This is a genomic window from Streptomyces sp. NPDC048171 (assembly GCF_043202655.1).
In the GTDB taxonomy this organism is placed as follows: domain Bacteria; phylum Actinomycetota; class Actinomycetes; order Streptomycetales; family Streptomycetaceae; genus Streptomyces.
Window position 1 is genome coordinate 150,450 of sequence record NZ_JBIDAU010000005.1, and the last position, 14,852, is coordinate 165,301.

Genomic DNA, 14,852 nt, shown 5'->3' on the forward strand with positions numbered 1-14,852 from the left:
CCTCCCGGGCGGCCCACGTCGAGCCGATTACGTCGCGGCCCGGGCCCGTGACCTGCTCGGGCGCCCGCGCCACCTCGAGATGCGCACTTCGGTGCCGTCGAGCAGGACGTCCGAGCCCATCCGGAAGGCGTCGAGGACTGGTTCGCCCCCAGCGGGATCTCGCTCGAGGACGCGCCCGCCGCCCGGACGACCGCCGGCATCCACGCACTGCTGACCTGGACGCCATCCAGAAGATGCTCGCGTTCTTCCAGCTTGGCCGGCAGATCCGCGCTCAGGTCTGCGCCATGTCCACGAACCGCGAGTAGTGGCCCTGGAAGGCGACCGTGATCGTCGCCGTCGGGCCGTTACGGTGCTTGGCCACGATCAGGTCGGCCTCGCCCGCGCGCGGGGACTCCTTCTCGTAGGCGTCCTCGCGGTGCAGCAGGATGACCATGTCGGCGTCCTGCTCGATCGAACCGGACTCACGCAGGTCGGAGACCATCGGCTTCTTGTCGGTTCGCTGCTCGGGACCACGGTTCAGCTGGGAGAGCGCGATGACCGGGACCTCCAGCTCCTTGGCCAGGAGCTTGAGGTTGCGGGACATGTCCGAGACCTCCTGCTGACGGCTCTCGGCGCGCTTGGAGCCACCGGACTGCATCAGCTGGAGATAGTCGATGACCACGAGCCTGATGTCGTTGCGCTGCTTGAGACGGCGGCACTTGGCTCGGATCTCCATCATCGACAGGTTCGGGGAGTCGTCGATGTAGAGCGGGGCTGCCGAGACGTCCGGCATCCGGCGAGCCAGGCGGGTCCAGTCGTCGTCCGTCATCGTGCCGGACCGCATGTGGTGCAGCGCCACGCGGGCCTCGGCGGACAGCAGACGCATCGCGATCTCGTTGCGCCCCATTTCGAGCGAGAAGATGACGCTCGGGAGATTGTTCTTGATCGACGCCGCGCGGGCGAAGTCCAGCGCGAGCGTCGACTTGCCCATGGCGGGGCGGGCGGCGATGACGATCATCTGACCGGGGTGGAGGCCGTTGGTCAGCGAGTCGAAGTCCGTGAACCCCGTGGGCACACCGGTCATCTCGCCGCTGCGCGAACCGATCGCCTCGATCTCGTCGAGCGCGCCCTCCATGATGTCGCCGAGCGGCAGGTAGTCCTCGCTGGTGCGCTGCTCGGTGACGGCGTAGATCTCGGCCTGGGCGCGGTTGACGATCTCGTCGACGTCGTCGTCGGCCGCGTACCCCATCTGCGTGATCCGGGTGCCGGCCTCCACCAGGCGGCGCAGGACGGCCCGCTCGTGCACGATCTCCGCGTAGTAGGCGGCGTTCGCGGCCGTCGGCACGGTCTGGACGAGGGTGTGCAGATACGAGGCGCCGCCGACCTTGTTGATCTCACCGCGCTTGGTGAGTTCGGCCGCGATCGTGATGGGGTCGGCCGGCTCGCCCTTGGCGTAGACGTCGAGGATGGCCTGGTAGACCGTCTCGTGGGCGGGCTTGTAGAAGTCCTGGCCCTTGAGGATCTCGACGACGTCGGCGATGGCGTCCTTGGACAGGAGCATGCCGCCGAGGACGGACTGCTCGGCGTCCAGATCCTGCGGGGGGACTCGCTCGAACGACGGTCCGCCGCCGTCCCACGAGCCGTTGTCCGAGCCGCGCTCGTGCTGCTCGTCGCGGCTCCGGCCCCCGTCACCGCGCCGACGGGAAGCAGGCAGACGATCACTGGGACCGCTGTCGGCCCACGGGTCGTCCAAGGGCTCGGAAATGCTCACCGAGCCACCTCCTCCCGTCCGCCGAGCGGACCTCGCCGTGCCCCTCATTTCTACGGCACGGCACTGACAAATAAGACGCCCAACTCCGGTTCTGGCGCGTCGGTTTTGTGATGGTTCACAGGGCGACGGACGGAGCGGGCGCCGGACTACCGTAGGCCCGTCGGCACCGTCAGCCAATCTGGTTATCCACAGGCCATGTGGACGACGGGCCAGATGCTGTGGAGAACTCCGCCAAACCTGTGCACGACCCGGTGGACAGCCCTGTGAACAAGCCCGCACCCCGATCACAGAAGCCACCCTGACCTGCGACTTCACCGTCCACGGCCTGTGCAGAAGAAAAACTTGCCCGGTCAGCTCAAGATCACTTCGAACGGTGCCCAGAAGTGCACGGGGTGAGACGACCCGTAAGGGTCTCAAAAGCTTTGCATCTCTTACCTGTGGACGATTAGATTGGTGCTCATGACACAGGCCCCCGCGCGTCCCCGAACCGTCCGGCGCCGGCACGACCGAGAGATCGTCGCGCTGGCCGTTCCGGCCTTCGGCGCGCTCGTCGCCGAGCCCCTTTTCGTGATGGCCGACAGTGCGATCGTCGGCCATCTCGGCACCGCGCAACTAGCCGGACTCGGGATCGCCTCGGCCCTGCTCACCACAGCCGTCAGCGTGTTCGTCTTCCTCGCCTACGCCACCACGGCGGGCGTGTCCCGACGCGTGGGCGCGGGCGACCTCCAAGCCGCGATCCGCCAAGGCATGGACGGCATCTGGCTGGCGCTGCTGCTGGGAGCCGCCGTCATCGCCGTCGTACTGCCCCTGGCCCCGTCACTTGTGGAACTCTTCGGAGCCTCCGACACGGCGGCCCCGTACGCCATCACCTATCTGCGCATCTCCTCTCTCGGCATCCCCGCCATGCTCGTCGTGCTCGCCGCGACCGGTGTCCTGCGCGGACTGCAGAACACACGGACCCCGCTCTACGTGGCCATAGGCGGCTTCGTCGCCAACGCCGTCCTCAATGTCCTGCTCGTCTACGGCGCCGGCCTCGGCATCGCGGGATCCGCCTGGGGCACCGTCATCGCTCAGTACGGCATGGCCGCGGTGTACCTGTGGGTCGTGGTGCGAGGGGCGCGACGCCACGGGGCGTCCCTGCGTCCGGACGCCGCCGGCATCCGGGCATCCGCTCAGGCCGGTATGCCGCTGCTCGTGCGCACACTCTCGCTGCGGGCGATTCTCATGATCGCGACGGCCGTGGCGGCCCGCCTCGGTGACGCCGACATAGCAGCCCACCAGATCATCCTGTCCCTGTGGAGCCTGATGGCCTTCGCCCTCGATGCCATCGCCATCGCCGGTCAGGCCATCATCGGACGGTACCTGGGCGCCGGGGACGCCAAGGGGGCCCGCGAAGCCTGCCGCAGGATGGTGGAGTGGGGTGTCGCGGTCGGCGTCGTACTCGGACTGCTCGTGGTGCTCTCCCGCCCAGCGTTCCTGCCCTTGTTCACCGGTGACTCCGCGGTCAAGGACGCCGCGCTACCGGCGCTGGTGATCGTGGCCGTCGCGCAGCCCATCTGCGGAGTGGTCTACGTCCTGGACGGTGTCCTGATGGGTGCGGGTGACGGCCCGTACCTGGCCTGGGCGATGCTGCTGACCCTGGCGGTCTTCACTCCCGCGGCCCTGCTCGTCCCTGCCGTCGGCGGAGGGCTCACCGTGCTGTGGGCGGCCATGACGCTGATGATGGCGATGCGGCTGGTAACGCTGTGGCTGCGTACCAGGTCGGGTCGCTGGATCGTCACCGGCGCGACGCGGTGACCGTTTCACGTGAAACACCATGAAGAGGGGGCCGTATCTCCCGGCCGGGAGATACGGCCCCCTCTCACATCGCTTCAGCGAGAGCAGAGCGCTCAGGCAGCGACGACCTCGACGCTGACCTTGGCGTCAACCTCGGGGTGCAGACGCACGGACGTCTCGTGAGCGCCCAGGGTCTTGATCGGCGAGCCCAGCTCGATGCGGCGCTTGTCGACCTCGGGGCCACCGGCAGCCTTGATCGCCGAAGCGACGTCGGCCGGGGTAACGGAACCGAAGAGACGACCGGCGTCGCCGGAGCGGACGGCCAGACGGACCTTCACACCCTCGAGCTGGGCCTTCACCTGGTTGGCCTGCTCGATGGTCTGGATCTCGTGGATCTTGCGAGCGCGACGAATCTGCTCGACGTCCTTCTCGCCACCCTTGGTCCAGCGGATCGCGAACTTCCGCGGGATCAGGTAGTTGCGAGCGTAACCGTCCTTGACGTCGACGACGTCGCCCGCGGCACCGAGGCCGGAGACCTCGTGGGTGAGGATGATCTTCATTGTTCGGTCACCCTTCCCTTATCGCGCGGTGGAGGTGTAGGGCAGCAGCGCCATCTCACGGCTGTTCTTCACGGCCGTGGCGACGTCACGCTGGTGCTGGGTGCAGTTGCCGGTCACGCGGCGGGCACGGATCTTGCCGCGGTCGGAAATGAACTTCCGCAGCATGTTCGTGTCCTTGTAGTCCACGTACGTGACCTTGTCCTTGCAGAACGCGCAGACCTTCTTCTTCGGCTTGCGCACAGGCGGCTTAGCCATGATGTTTCTCCTGTGTGATCAAGAAGTGTGGGGTGGAGCCCGCCCTAGAAGGGGGGCTCGTCCGAGTAGCCGCCACCGCCGCCGGAGCCGCTGGAGCCACCGCCCCAGCCGCCGCCCTGACCGCCGCCGCCCTGCTGGCCACCGGCGGGAGCGCCGGTCGCCCAGGGGTCGTCGGCCGGAGCGCCGCCGCCCTGCTGGCCACCACCGGGGCCGCCGCCCCAGCCGCCGCCACCCTGGCCGCCACCGCCGCCGTAACCGCCCTGGCCGCCGCGGCCCTGGCCCGAGGTCTTGGTGACCTTGGCCGTGGCACTGCGCAGGCTGGCGCCGACCTCGTCGACGTCCAGCTCGTAGACCGTGCGCTTGACGCCCTCACGGTCCTCGTAGGACCGCTGCTTCAGCCGGCCCTGCACGATGACGCGCATGCCTCGCTGGAGCGACTCGGCGACGTTCTCCGCCGCCTGACGCCAGACCGAGCAGGTGAGGAAGAGGCTCTCGCCGTCCTTCCACTCGTTGGTCTGGCGGTCGAAGGTGCGGGGGGTCGACGCGACACGGAACTTCGCGACGGCCGCACCGGACGGGGTGAAGCGCAGCTCGGGGTCGTCGACAAGATTGCCGACGACCGTGATGACGGTCTCGCCTGCCATGGGGGTACCTCTCGGCGGGTTTGCTGCTCTGGCTGCTTGGTTGCTGCTACTCGGATCCCGGGATCAGCTGAGCGGAAGCTCAGTGCATCTCGGGACGGAGGACCTTGGTCCGGAGGACCGACTCGTTCAGGTTCATCTGGCGGTCGAGCTCCTTGACGACCGCAGGCTCGGCCTGCAGGTCGATGACCGAGTAGATGCCCTCGGGCTTCTTCTTGATCTCGTACGAGAGACGACGACGGCCCCAGGTGTCGACCTTCTCGACCTTTCCGCCGCCGTCACGGACGACAGAGAGGAAGTTCTCGATCAGCGGGGAGACAGAACGCTCCTCGAGATCGGGGTCGAGGATGACCATCACCTCGTAGTGACGCATGTGGAACCCACCTCCTTTGGACTCAGCGGCCACGGTCGTTCCGTGGCAGGAGGGTTGCGATGCGTTGGCACCGGCATCAGCGAGTAAACCAGGACCCACTGACAATCGGGCCTCCTCCAGGAAGGCGGCCCGGCCGTGGGAGGCAGCAGACACCAGTGCAGAAGGTACAGAGTACCCGGCCGCGCGCTTGCGGTTGAAATCCGCCCCTGAGGGGACACAATCGATACCCAGCGGATGTGATAGGGCGACGACGCACTGCCTTCGGCAGGAGGTTCCCCATGGCACAGATCATGCGACCGGCAAGGCCCCGGACCGGGCTGCTGGCCACCGACGGCAAACCGCACCCCCTCCAGCACGCGCTGCTCGCCGCGACCGTGGTGCTCGGCGTGCTCGCCCTCGCCACGGCGAGCTTCCGGGGTCTGCACGTCCTGACCTCCTGGGCGGGACTGCTCGGTGTCCTGACCGGCGGATACGGCCAGTACGTCTCCGAGACGACGCGGGAGCGCTTCGGTCTGATCCTGGGCCTGGGAGCCTCCGCGGCCGGACTCTTCTTCGGCATCTACCACGGCGGACTCATCGGCTGAGCCGGTCGTCGCCCGACCGCCGGACCACGGCTTCCAGCCGTACGCCGGACGGGGCGCTCACAGGGCGCAGTAGGCTTCGCGCGAGAGCCGGAGCCCCTGTACCCATGGGGACACACCAGCCCGAGGAGCGCCCCGAATGAGCCTGACCCTGAGGACCATCAGCCGCGAGCAGCATCTGGCCTACATCCAGAGCCTGCCGGCGGCTAGTCACATGCAGGTCCCCGCATGGGCAGACGTCAAGGCCGAATGGCGCTCGGAGAACCTCGGCTGGTTCGACGACCGGACCGGTGAGCTGGTCGGCGCGGGTCTGGTGCTGTACCGGCAGCTGCCCAAGATCAAGCGCTACCTCGCGTACCTCCCCGAGGGCCCGGTCATCAACTGGTTCGCGCCCAACCTCCAGGAGTGGATGGAGCCGATGCTGGCGCACCTCAAGCAGCAGGGCGCCTTCTCGGTGAAGATGGGCCCGCCGGTGATCATCCGGCGCTGGGACGCCACGTCCATCAAGAAGGGCATCCAGGACCCCGACGTCAAGCGCCTGCGGGACATAGAGGCCGACCACATCGAGCCGCGCGCCTTCGAGGTGGCCGACAAGCTGCGCCGCATGGGCTGGCAGCAGGGCGAGGACGGCGGCGCCGGCTTCGGCGACGTACAGCCCCGCTACGTCTTCCAGGTGCCGCTGGCCAACCGGTCCCTGGAAGAGGTCCACAAGAACTTCAACCAGCTCTGGCGCCGCAACATCAAGAAGGCCGAGAAGGCCGGCGTCGAGGTCGTCCAGGGCGGCTACCACGACCTGGAGGAGTGGCAGCGCCTGTACGAGATCACGGCCGTGCGCGACCACTTCCGGCCGCGTCCACTGTCGTACTTCCAGCGCATGTGGGCGGCGCTCAACAACGAGGACCCCAACCGCATGCGGCTGTACTTCGCCCGGCACAACGGGGTGAACCTGTCGGCGGCGACGATGCTGGTGGTCGGCGGGCACGTCTGGTACTCCTACGGCGCCTCCGACAACATCGGCCGCGAGGTCCGGCCGTCGAACGCCATGCAGTGGGCGATGCTCCGCGACGCCTACGCCCTCGGTGCGACCGTCTACGACCTGCGCGGCATCTCCGACTCCCTGGACGAGAGCGACCACCTCTTCGGTCTGATCCAGTTCAAGGTGGGTACGGGCGGTCAGGCGGCCGAGTACCTCGGCGAGTGGGACTTCCCGCTGAACAAGCTGCTCCACAAGGCGCTCGACATGTACATGTCGCGCCGCTGACCCCGCACCCACCCCTCATCCCGCACCTCTGACAGCCACCAGAAAGGTTCCAGGTCCGGCCATGGCGCTCACGCTCTACGTCGACACCGCGCGCTGGCGGGCGCATCACAAGCACGTGCAGGAGCAGTTCCCCGGGCTGGTCCCGGTCTGCAAGGGCAACGGCTACGGCTTCGGGCACGAGCGGCTGGCGGAGGAGGCGACCCGGCTCGGCTCGGACGTACTGGCCGTGGGCACCACCTACGAGGCCGCCCGGATCAAGGACTTCTTCGGTGGTGACCTGCTGGTCCTGACGCCCTACCGGCGCGGCGAGGAGCCCGTTCCGCTGCCCGACCGCGTCGTGCGCTCGGTGTCGTCCATCGACGGCGTGTACGGCCTCGTCGGCGCCCGTGTGGTCATCGAGGTGATGTCCTCGATGAAGCGGCACGGCATCAGCGAGCAGGACCTGCCCCAGCTGCACGCCGCCATAGAGAACGTCCGGCTGGAGGGCTTCGCCATCCACCTGCCGCTCGACCGTACCGACGGCTCGGACGCCGTCGAGGAGGTCATCGGCTGGATGGACCGGCTGCGCGCGGCCCGGCTGCCGCTGCACACCATGTTCGTCAGCCACCTCAAGGCCGACGAACTGGCCCGGCTCCAGCAGCAGTTCCCGCAGACCCGCTTCCGCGCCCGGATCGGCACGCGGCTGTGGCTCGGCGATCACGAGGCGACCGAGTACCGCGGTGCGGTCCTGGACGTCACGCGGGTCGCCAAGGGCGAGCGCTTCGGCTACCGGCAGCAGAAGGCCGCCTCGGACGGCTTCCTGGTGGTCGTGGCGGGCGGTACGTCGCACGGTGTGGGCCTGGAGGCTCCGAAGGCGCTGCACGGCGTCATGCCGCGTGCCAAGGGCGTCGCCCGGGCCGGCCTCGCCACGGTCAACCGCAATCTCTCGCCGTTCGTCTGGAGCGGCAAGCAGCGCTGGTTCGCGGAGCCGCCGCACATGCAGGTGTCGATCCTGTTCGTGCCCTCGGACGCGGCGGAGCCCACGGTGGGCGACGAGCTGGTGGCCCATCTGCGGCACACCACCACGCAGTTCGACCGCATCCTCGACCGCTAGCCGGCACGTCGGCCGAGAAAGGGCCGTACACGGGGTTTCCGTGTACGGCCCTTCTCCATCTACGGTCCCGCACGCGTTCGCTCAGAGCGAACTGCCGGTCGGCCGTCGCGTGCCCCACTTCACCCGTGGGCCCTCGAAACGGGCCGTGTGCTGATCGGTCTGAGCGGCGGGGCCCAGGACGAAGACGTCCTCCGCACCGTCGAGGACGCCGCCCGACGGGTCGTCGTCGCCCGTCCGCCGGACCGGGTCCCGGTCCGGCATCAGGATGTCGCGCACCACCATCACGCAGAGGAACAGCGTTCCCAGCAGGTGCACGGCGATGGCCCAGTGGTAGCCGTCCGTGGGCAGACCCTTGTGGGCGTCGCCGCTGGTCGTGTACGCGAGGTACATCCAGATGCCGAGGAAGTAGACCACCTCGCACGCCTGCCAGATCAGGAAGTCCCGCCACTTCGGCCGGGCGAGCGCGGCCAGCGGCACCAGCCAGAGCACGTACTGCGGTGAGTAGACCTTGTTGGTGAGGATGAAGGCCGCCACGATCAGGAAGGCGAGCTGGGCGAAGCGCGGACGCCGGGGTGCGGTCAGTGTGAGCGCCGCGACGGCGCCGCAGCACAGCAGCATCAGCAGCGTGGCGAGGGTGTTGACGGTCTCGGTGCTGGGCGGGCTGTCGGTGTTCTGGACCAGGATCAGCCAGAAGGAACCGAAGTCCACGCCGCGTTCCTGGCTGAACGTGTAGAACTTCGACCAGCCGTCGAAGGCGAACAGCATCACCGGCAGGTTGACCACGAGCCAGGCGCCGGCCGCGCCGCCCAGGGCCTTTCCGAACTCCCGCCATCTACCCGCGCGCCAGCACAGGACGAGCAGGGGGCCGAGAATCAGGAAGGGGTAGAGCTTGGCGGCCGTAGCGAGGCCCAGCAGCACGCCGAAGGCCACGGGGCGCTCCCGTGACCACATCAGCATCGCGGCGGCCGTCAGGGCGACTGCCAGCAGGTCCCAGTTGACGGTGGCGGTCAGCGCGAAGGCGGGCGCCAGGGCGACCAGCAGCCCGTCCCAGGGGCGCCGGGTGTGCGTGCGGGTGACACAGACCGCGATGACGGCCGCGCACACCATGAGCATCCCGGCGTTGACCATCCAGTACCACTGCTCCTGGTCCTGGATGGTGCCGCTGCCCGGCGTGAGCCAGGTCGCCACCTCCATGAACACACCGGTCAGCACGGGGTACTCCAGGTACTCCATGTCGCCGGGGAGCTTGTCGAAGTACGGCACGAGTCCGTCGACGAAGCCACGCCCCTGGTAGAGGTGCGGAATGTCCGAGTAGCACGCGTGCGTGTACTGGGAACTGGCGCCGAAGAACCAGGCCCCGTTGTAGCAGGGTGCCTTCTGGACCAGACCGAGGGCGAACATGCCGATCGCCACGAGTGCGATCACACGCACAGGGGTCCACCAGGATCTGCCGAGCAGGGCGCGTCGGCCCATGGGACCGCCGATCAGCTCACTGCCGGCCGCGGCGACCGTGTCCTCCCTGGTCGGCCGCACCGGGTCCGGCTCGTGCACGCTGGCTGGCGTCGATTCTGCACTGGGCATGGGGCACATCCTGCCGTACGCACCTGGGAACACGCGGGGGCCGCCGCACCCTGATGGATGCGGCGGCCCCTGTTTCACGTGAAACTTGCGACTGTTCCCCGTGTTTCACGTGAAACAGTCAAGCCGGACGTTTTGGCGGCTAGCCGTTCGGGCCCCGGATGAATCCGCCGCCGTCCTCTTCGCCGCCCGTTTCACTGGGTGATGTCGAGGGCGATGGACTGTTCCCTGTCCCCCCTGCGTCGTTGCCGCCGTTGTCGTTGCCGCCGTTGTTCCCGTCGTCGCAGTTGAAGTCGAAGGGACCGCAGGACTCGGTCGGCGTGGGGGAGGGGGTGACCTCCGTCTTGCTGGGCGACGGCGTCGGGGACGGACTCGGCTTCTCCTCCGTCACGGAGGGCGAGGGAGTCGGGGTCGGCGACGGGGCGTCGTTGATGACCTCGCCGATGGGCTCGGGCTTCGGGAACTTCTCGACCTTCTCGCCCTTCATCGCGTCTTCCATGTAGTCCTGCCAGATCACGGACGGGAAGGACGCACCGTGGATCTTCTCCTCGCCACCCGTTCCGTACATCTCCAGGAACGAACGGTTCTTGATGGTCTCGTCGTCCGGGTACCGGAACATGCTGATCGCGGTCGACAGTTGCGGGGTGTAGCCGACGAACCAGGCCGACTTGTTGCCGTCCGTCGTACCGGTCTTGCCCGCCACCTCACGGCCCTGGAGCTGGGCGTTGGTGCCCGTGCCGTCCTCGACGACGGTCTTGAGGACGTCCGTGACGTTGTCCGCGACCTTCGCGGTGAACGCCTGCTTGGTCTCCACCTTGTGCGAGAAGAGCGTGCCGTCCTTGTTCGTCACCTTGGTGACCGAGAACGGATCACGCTGCTTGCCGCTGTCCGCGAAGGTGGCGTACGAGCCCGCCATACGGATGGCACTCGGGTCCGAGACACCGATGGAGAACGAGGGGTAACCCGCTCCCGCCAGGCTGTCCTCAAGGAGTCCCGCGTCGACCGCGGACTCCTTGACCTTGTCCAGTCCGACGTCCATGCCGAGCTGGACGAACGCGGAGTTGACCGACTCCCGCATGGCCTCACGAAGGTCGATCTTGTAGTCGGGCGCCTCACCGACGGAATCCTTGCCGTCGTTCTCCTGGCGCCACTGCTCGCCCTTCTCGTTCTGCCAGATCGACCCGTCGTAGTTCTTGATCTTGAGGTTGTTCTTGCCGCTGTACAGGCTCTTCGGGGAGACGACCGTGCGCTCGTCCTGGGCCTGCGTCTCACCGAGGTCGGGATCACGCACGCCCCACTTCATCGCCGCCGCGAGCACGTACGGCTTGAAGGTCGAACCGACCTGGGCGCCGGTGACGTCGGCGTTGTTGGTGAAGTGCTTGGTGGCGTCCTCGCCGCCGTAGATGGCCTCGATGGCACCCGTCTCGGGGTTCACCGAAGCCCCGCCGAACTGGACGTGGGTGTCCTTCTCGGGGCGCTTCTTGGGGTCGATGTTCTTCTTGTAGACCTTCTGGACGGCCTTCTCGAGCTCGTCGACCTTCTTCTTGTCGAAGGTCGTGTAGATCGAGTAGCCACCCTTCTCCAGTTGCTGCTCCGACACGTCGGTGTTCTTGATCACGGAGGACTTCGCGAGCCTGACGAGGTAGCCGATCTGGCCGCCCAGCTGCGCGTTCGACTCCGGGTTCTTCCACTTGGGGAGATCGGTGTACTTCGCCCGGTCCGCCTGGCTCAGATGCCCGTACTCCACCATCTTGTCGAGGGTGTCCTGCATCTGATTCCTGGCGCGATCCTGGTTGGCCTTCGGGGTTGCACCCGTCGGGTCGATCGAGGTCGACCCCGCCGGGTCGTAGTACGTGGCGCCCTTGAGAACCGCCGACAGGAAGGCACACTGTCCGGGGTTCAGGTCGACGGCGTCCACGTTGAAGTACGCCCGTGAGGCGGCCTGGATGCCATAGGCGCCGCGGCCGTAGTACGCGGAGTTGAGGTAGCCCTCGAGGATGTCGTCCTTGGACACATCGGTGCCGACCTTGATCGAGACGAAGATCTCCTTCACCTTGCGGGAGATCGTCTGCGACTGGTCGTTCAGCATCGCGTTCTTGACGTACTGCTGGGTGATGGTGGAGCCACCCTGCGTGTCACCGCCCTTGGCCATGTTGAACACGGCGCGGGCGATGCCCTTGGGGTCGATGCCGCTGTCGGAGTAGAACGTCTTGTTCTCCTGGGAGATGATCGCGTTGCGCATCTCCTTGGGGATCTGGGAGAGGTCGACGCTCTGCCGGTTGCGCTCACCACCCGTGGCGACCATCCGGCTGCCGTCGGCCCAGTAGTAGACGTTGTTCTGCGCCGTGGCGGAGTCATCGACGACAGGGACGCCCACCATGGCGTAGGCGATGCCCGCGGCGGCCACCATGGTGCCGAAGAAGCCGATGCACAGCCCGGAGACGAGCTTCCAGGAGGGCACCCAGCGGCGCCACCCGTCCCGGTCGTAGCGCGGATAGTCGATCATCCGCTTCTTACCGGCCACGGCGGCGGCACGCCGGCCACCGCGGCCCGGCTCGGCCGCTCTGCGGCGGCCACCGCCCCGCTGTGCCGCGCGCCGGGCTTCGGCGCGACTGCCGTACTGACGTTCCTCGCTCTCCGGACCGTACGAGCCGGACGGAGACCCTGTGGCGCCTCGCGGCGCCGCACGGCGGCCGGAGGACGAGCCGGACTGACCGCGTCGGGCCGCGGCACGTCCGCCTCCCTGCGGCTGCGGCGCTTTGCGACGGTGCTCGCTCATCGAACGACTACTCCTCGGGCAGGCGCACCTTTGCGCACCTGGAAAAGGCGGCTGGTTTCCGGTCCCCCCGAAGTACGGATGCGGCCCCTCCCGCATTCACCCGTACTGCACCAGGGACAGGGACGCCCCCGGGCGTCACGCGGTTCCCGGTGGTTTGCATGGCGCACAGACTACGCACCGTCAAAACCCCCGAGTCCCGAAGTTCACCTCAAATCAGGCAACTTGCTCACGATGAAACCCTGATGTGATCCCGTTCACCACGCCCGCTCTTGTCGCACGCGCAACCTCGTTCTATCGTGCTGATGTATCGAGTCGATACATCAGAGCGGCATAAGGGCGAGAGGAGCGACGATGAGCCGGCGATCCGGCATCCTCGAGTTCGCCGTACTCGGCCTGCTCCGCGAGTCCCCCATGCACGGCTATGAGCTGCGTAAACGGCTCAATACATCACTGGGTGTGTTCCGGGCGTTCAGCTACGGGACGCTCTATCCCTGCCTCAAGACGCTGGTCGCCAACGGCTGGTTGATCGAGGAACCCGGGAACATCGGCGAGGCCGCGGCCTCCCTCACGGGACGTCGCGCCAAGATCGTCTACCGGTTGACGGCCGACGGTAAGGAACATTTCGAGCAGCTCCTTTCGCAGACGGGCCCGGACGCGTACGACGACGAGACGTTCGCCGCTCGCTTCGCGTTCTTCGGGCAGACGTCGCGTGACGTGCGCATGCGCGTGCTCGAGGGCCGGCGCAGCCGGCTGGAGGAGCGCCTGGAGAAGATGCGGGCCTCCCTGGCCCGCACCCGGGAGCGGCTCGACGACTACACGCTTGAGCTGCAGCGCCACGGCATGGAGTCCGTGGAGCGCGAGGTGCGCTGGCTGAACGAGCTCATCGAGAGCGAGCGGGCGGGGCGGGATCTGCGAGGTCCCGTCGCCGAGGGGACCGCACATCAGGACACGACATCTGGAGCGACGGGCAGCCTGCCCCGGCCGGGGGACGACCCCCGGCCGGACACGCCCGGCGACACCGCCACGTGAGCGCCCAGTCAGGGCCTCACTCGTACACACAGGGAGCAACCGGAATGGGTTCGGTTCGCGTAGCCATCGTCGGTGTGGGCAACTGCGCCGCATCGCTGGTTCAGGGCGTCGAGTACTACAAGGACGCCGATGCGGAGTCCAAGGTCCCGGGCCTGATGCACGTCCAGTTCGGCGACTACCACGTCCGTGACATCGAGTTCGTCGCCGCCTTCGACGTGGACGCCAAGAAGGTCGGCCTGGACCTCGCGGACGCCATCGGCGCCTCCGAGAACAACACCATCAAGATCTGCGACGTGCCGAACAGCGGCGTCCAGGTCCAGCGCGGCCACACGCTCGATGGTCTCGGCAAGTACTACCGCGAGACCATCGAGGAGTCCGCCGAGGAGCCGGCCGACATCGTCAAGGTCCTCAAGGACAAGCAGGTCGACGTCCTGGTCTGCTACCTGCCCGTCGGTTCCGAGGACGCGGCGAAGTACTACGCCCAGTGCGCGATCGACGCCAAGGTCGCCTTCGTCAACGCCCTCCCAGTCTTCATCGCCGGCACCAAGGAGTGGGCGGACAAGTTCACCGAGGCCGGTGTCCCGATCGTCGGTGACGACATCAAGTCGCAGGTCGGCGCCACCATCACGCACCGCGTCATGGCGAAGCTGTTCGAGGACCGGGGCGTCGTCCTGGACCGCACGATGCAGCTGAACGTCGGCGGCAACATGGACTTCAAGAACATGCTCGAGCGCGACCGCCTCGAGTCGAAGAAGATCTCCAAGACGCAGGCCGTCACCTCGCAGATCCCCGACCGGGACCTCGGCGAGAAGAACGTGCACATCGGCCCGTCCGACTACGTCGCGTGGCTGGACGACCGCAAGTGGGCCTACGTCCGCCTGGAGGGCCGCGCGTTCGGCGACGTCCCGCTGAACCTTGAGTACAAGCTCGAGGTCTGGGACTCCCCGAACTCCGCGGGTGTCATCATCGACGCCCTGCGCGCCGCGAAGATCGCCAAGGACCGCGGCATCGGCGGCCCGATCCTGTCGGCGTCGAGCTACTTCATGAAGTCCCCGCCGGTCCAGTACTTCGACGACGAGGCCCGCGCCAACGTCGAGAAGTTCATCGCGGGCGAGGTCGAGCGCTGACGCGCGAGGGCTCAGCTCCGCAGACGGTCCCCGGGTCGCGTGACCCGGG

Annotated in this window: 13 protein-coding genes; 6 read left to right on the top strand and 7 right to left on the bottom strand. The window is 67.6% G+C overall.

What is annotated here, in order from left to right; all coding sequences use genetic code 11:
• Positions 1 to 271: 271 nt before the first annotated feature.
• On the bottom strand, positions 272 to 1,750 hold the full coding sequence (dnaB, locus tag ACGF3J_RS15280; protein ID WP_161329452.1) for a replicative DNA helicase: 1,479 nt from the start codon (positions 1,748 to 1,750) through the stop codon (positions 272 to 274).
• 459 nt (positions 1,751 to 2,209) lie between these two features.
• On the opposite strand from dnaB, the gene ACGF3J_RS15285 reads away from it, so the two are divergent.
• Positions 2,210 to 3,547: an MATE family efflux transporter gene (locus ACGF3J_RS15285; RefSeq protein ID WP_161329451.1), complete on the top strand. Its 1,338-nt coding sequence runs from the start codon at positions 2,210 to 2,212 to the stop codon at positions 3,545 to 3,547.
• A gap of 92 nt (positions 3,548 to 3,639) precedes the next feature.
• Here the strand turns inward: ACGF3J_RS15285 and rplI are convergent, their stop codons facing one another.
• From rplI to rpsF, 4 genes are all read right to left on the bottom strand, one after another.
• Entirely contained in the window at positions 3,640 to 4,086 is a 447-nt protein-coding gene (gene rplI / locus ACGF3J_RS15290) for a 50S ribosomal protein L9 (protein WP_007388913.1), read from the bottom strand.
• An 18-nt stretch (positions 4,087 to 4,104) separates the two neighbouring features.
• Positions 4,105 to 4,341 carry a 30S ribosomal protein S18 gene (gene rpsR, locus ACGF3J_RS15295; protein WP_003949403.1) on the bottom strand — a complete coding sequence of 79 codons (237 nt, stop codon included), beginning with the start codon at positions 4,339 to 4,341 and terminating at the stop codon, positions 4,105 to 4,107.
• A gap of 44 nt (positions 4,342 to 4,385) precedes the next feature.
• Positions 4,386 to 4,985 (bottom strand): single-stranded DNA-binding protein, encoded by a 600-nt coding sequence (locus ACGF3J_RS15300; protein ID WP_122616540.1) that lies wholly within the window; start codon positions 4,983 to 4,985, stop codon positions 4,386 to 4,388.
• A gap of 79 nt (positions 4,986 to 5,064) precedes the next feature.
• Positions 5,065 to 5,355 carry a 30S ribosomal protein S6 gene (gene rpsF / locus ACGF3J_RS15305; RefSeq protein ID WP_003975025.1) on the bottom strand — a complete coding sequence of 97 codons (291 nt, stop codon included), beginning with the start codon at positions 5,353 to 5,355 and terminating at the stop codon, positions 5,065 to 5,067.
• A 278-nt stretch (positions 5,356 to 5,633) separates the two neighbouring features.
• Here rpsF and ACGF3J_RS15310 point away from each other — a divergent pair, with 278 nt between their 5' ends.
• The 3 genes from ACGF3J_RS15310 to ACGF3J_RS15320 all read left to right on the top strand — a co-directional run bounded on the left by ACGF3J_RS15310 (position 5,634) and on the right by ACGF3J_RS15320 (position 8,290).
• Complete coding sequence (locus tag ACGF3J_RS15310) at positions 5,634 to 5,939, top strand: hypothetical protein (protein ID WP_125491306.1); 306 nt, start codon at positions 5,634 to 5,636, stop codon at positions 5,937 to 5,939.
• 136 nt (positions 5,940 to 6,075) lie between these two features.
• Complete coding sequence (gene femX, locus ACGF3J_RS15315) at positions 6,076 to 7,197, top strand: peptidoglycan bridge formation glycyltransferase FemX (protein WP_393854201.1); 1,122 nt, start codon at positions 6,076 to 6,078, stop codon at positions 7,195 to 7,197.
• A gap of 61 nt (positions 7,198 to 7,258) precedes the next feature.
• Complete coding sequence (locus ACGF3J_RS15320) at positions 7,259 to 8,290, top strand: alanine racemase (RefSeq protein ID WP_064728797.1); 1,032 nt, start codon at positions 7,259 to 7,261, stop codon at positions 8,288 to 8,290.
• Positions 8,291 to 8,371: 81 nt separating this feature from the next.
• Here the strand turns inward: ACGF3J_RS15320 and ACGF3J_RS15325 are convergent, their stop codons facing one another.
• Together ACGF3J_RS15325 and ACGF3J_RS15330 are read right to left on the bottom strand one after the other, a co-directional pair.
• Positions 8,372 to 9,880, bottom strand: coding sequence for a glycosyltransferase family 87 protein (locus ACGF3J_RS15325; protein WP_161329449.1), 1,509 nt, complete (start codon positions 9,878 to 9,880; stop codon positions 8,372 to 8,374).
• Between the two features lie 130 nt (positions 9,881 to 10,010).
• A complete protein-coding gene (locus ACGF3J_RS15330) occupies positions 10,011 to 12,374 on the bottom strand; it encodes a transglycosylase domain-containing protein (protein ID WP_393854202.1) in 2,364 nt (787 codons plus the stop codon).
• 624 nt (positions 12,375 to 12,998) lie between these two features.
• On the opposite strand from ACGF3J_RS15330, the gene ACGF3J_RS15335 reads away from it, so the two are divergent.
• Positions 12,999 to 13,676 carry a PadR family transcriptional regulator gene (locus tag ACGF3J_RS15335; RefSeq protein WP_161329447.1) on the top strand — a complete coding sequence of 226 codons (678 nt, stop codon included), beginning with the start codon at positions 12,999 to 13,001 and terminating at the stop codon, positions 13,674 to 13,676.
• Between the two features lie 44 nt (positions 13,677 to 13,720).
• Positions 13,721 to 14,803, top strand: coding sequence for an inositol-3-phosphate synthase (locus tag ACGF3J_RS15340; RefSeq protein ID WP_125491303.1), 1,083 nt, complete (start codon positions 13,721 to 13,723; stop codon positions 14,801 to 14,803).
• The last annotated feature ends 49 nt before the right edge of the window (positions 14,804 to 14,852 follow it).

Bases quoted from the DNA above. Each gene is read 5' to 3' on its own strand.
- ACGF3J_RS15285 (WP_161329451.1), top strand. From the start codon at position 2,210: ATGACACAGGCCCCCGCGCGTCCCCGAACCGTCCGGCGCCGGCACGAC.
- rplI (WP_007388913.1), bottom strand. From the start codon at position 4,086: ATGAAGATCATCCTCACCCACGAGGTCTCCGGCCTCGGTGCCGCGGGC.
- rpsR (WP_003949403.1), bottom strand. From the start codon at position 4,341: ATGGCTAAGCCGCCTGTGCGCAAGCCGAAGAAGAAGGTCTGCGCGTTC.
- ACGF3J_RS15300 (WP_122616540.1), bottom strand. From the start codon at position 4,985: ATGGCAGGCGAGACCGTCATCACGGTCGTCGGCAATCTTGTCGACGAC.
- rpsF (WP_003975025.1), bottom strand. From the start codon at position 5,355: ATGCGTCACTACGAGGTGATGGTCATCCTCGACCCCGATCTCGAGGAG.
- ACGF3J_RS15310 (WP_125491306.1), top strand. From the start codon at position 5,634: ATGGCACAGATCATGCGACCGGCAAGGCCCCGGACCGGGCTGCTGGCC.
- femX (WP_393854201.1), top strand. From the start codon at position 6,076: ATGAGCCTGACCCTGAGGACCATCAGCCGCGAGCAGCATCTGGCCTAC.
- ACGF3J_RS15320 (WP_064728797.1), top strand. From the start codon at position 7,259: ATGGCGCTCACGCTCTACGTCGACACCGCGCGCTGGCGGGCGCATCAC.
- ACGF3J_RS15325 (WP_161329449.1), bottom strand. From the start codon at position 9,880: ATGTGCCCCATGCCCAGTGCAGAATCGACGCCAGCCAGCGTGCACGAG.
- ACGF3J_RS15330 (WP_393854202.1), bottom strand. From the start codon at position 12,374: ATGATCGACTATCCGCGCTACGACCGGGACGGGTGGCGCCGCTGGGTG.
- ACGF3J_RS15335 (WP_161329447.1), top strand. From the start codon at position 12,999: ATGAGCCGGCGATCCGGCATCCTCGAGTTCGCCGTACTCGGCCTGCTC.
- ACGF3J_RS15340 (WP_125491303.1), top strand. From the start codon at position 13,721: ATGGGTTCGGTTCGCGTAGCCATCGTCGGTGTGGGCAACTGCGCCGCA.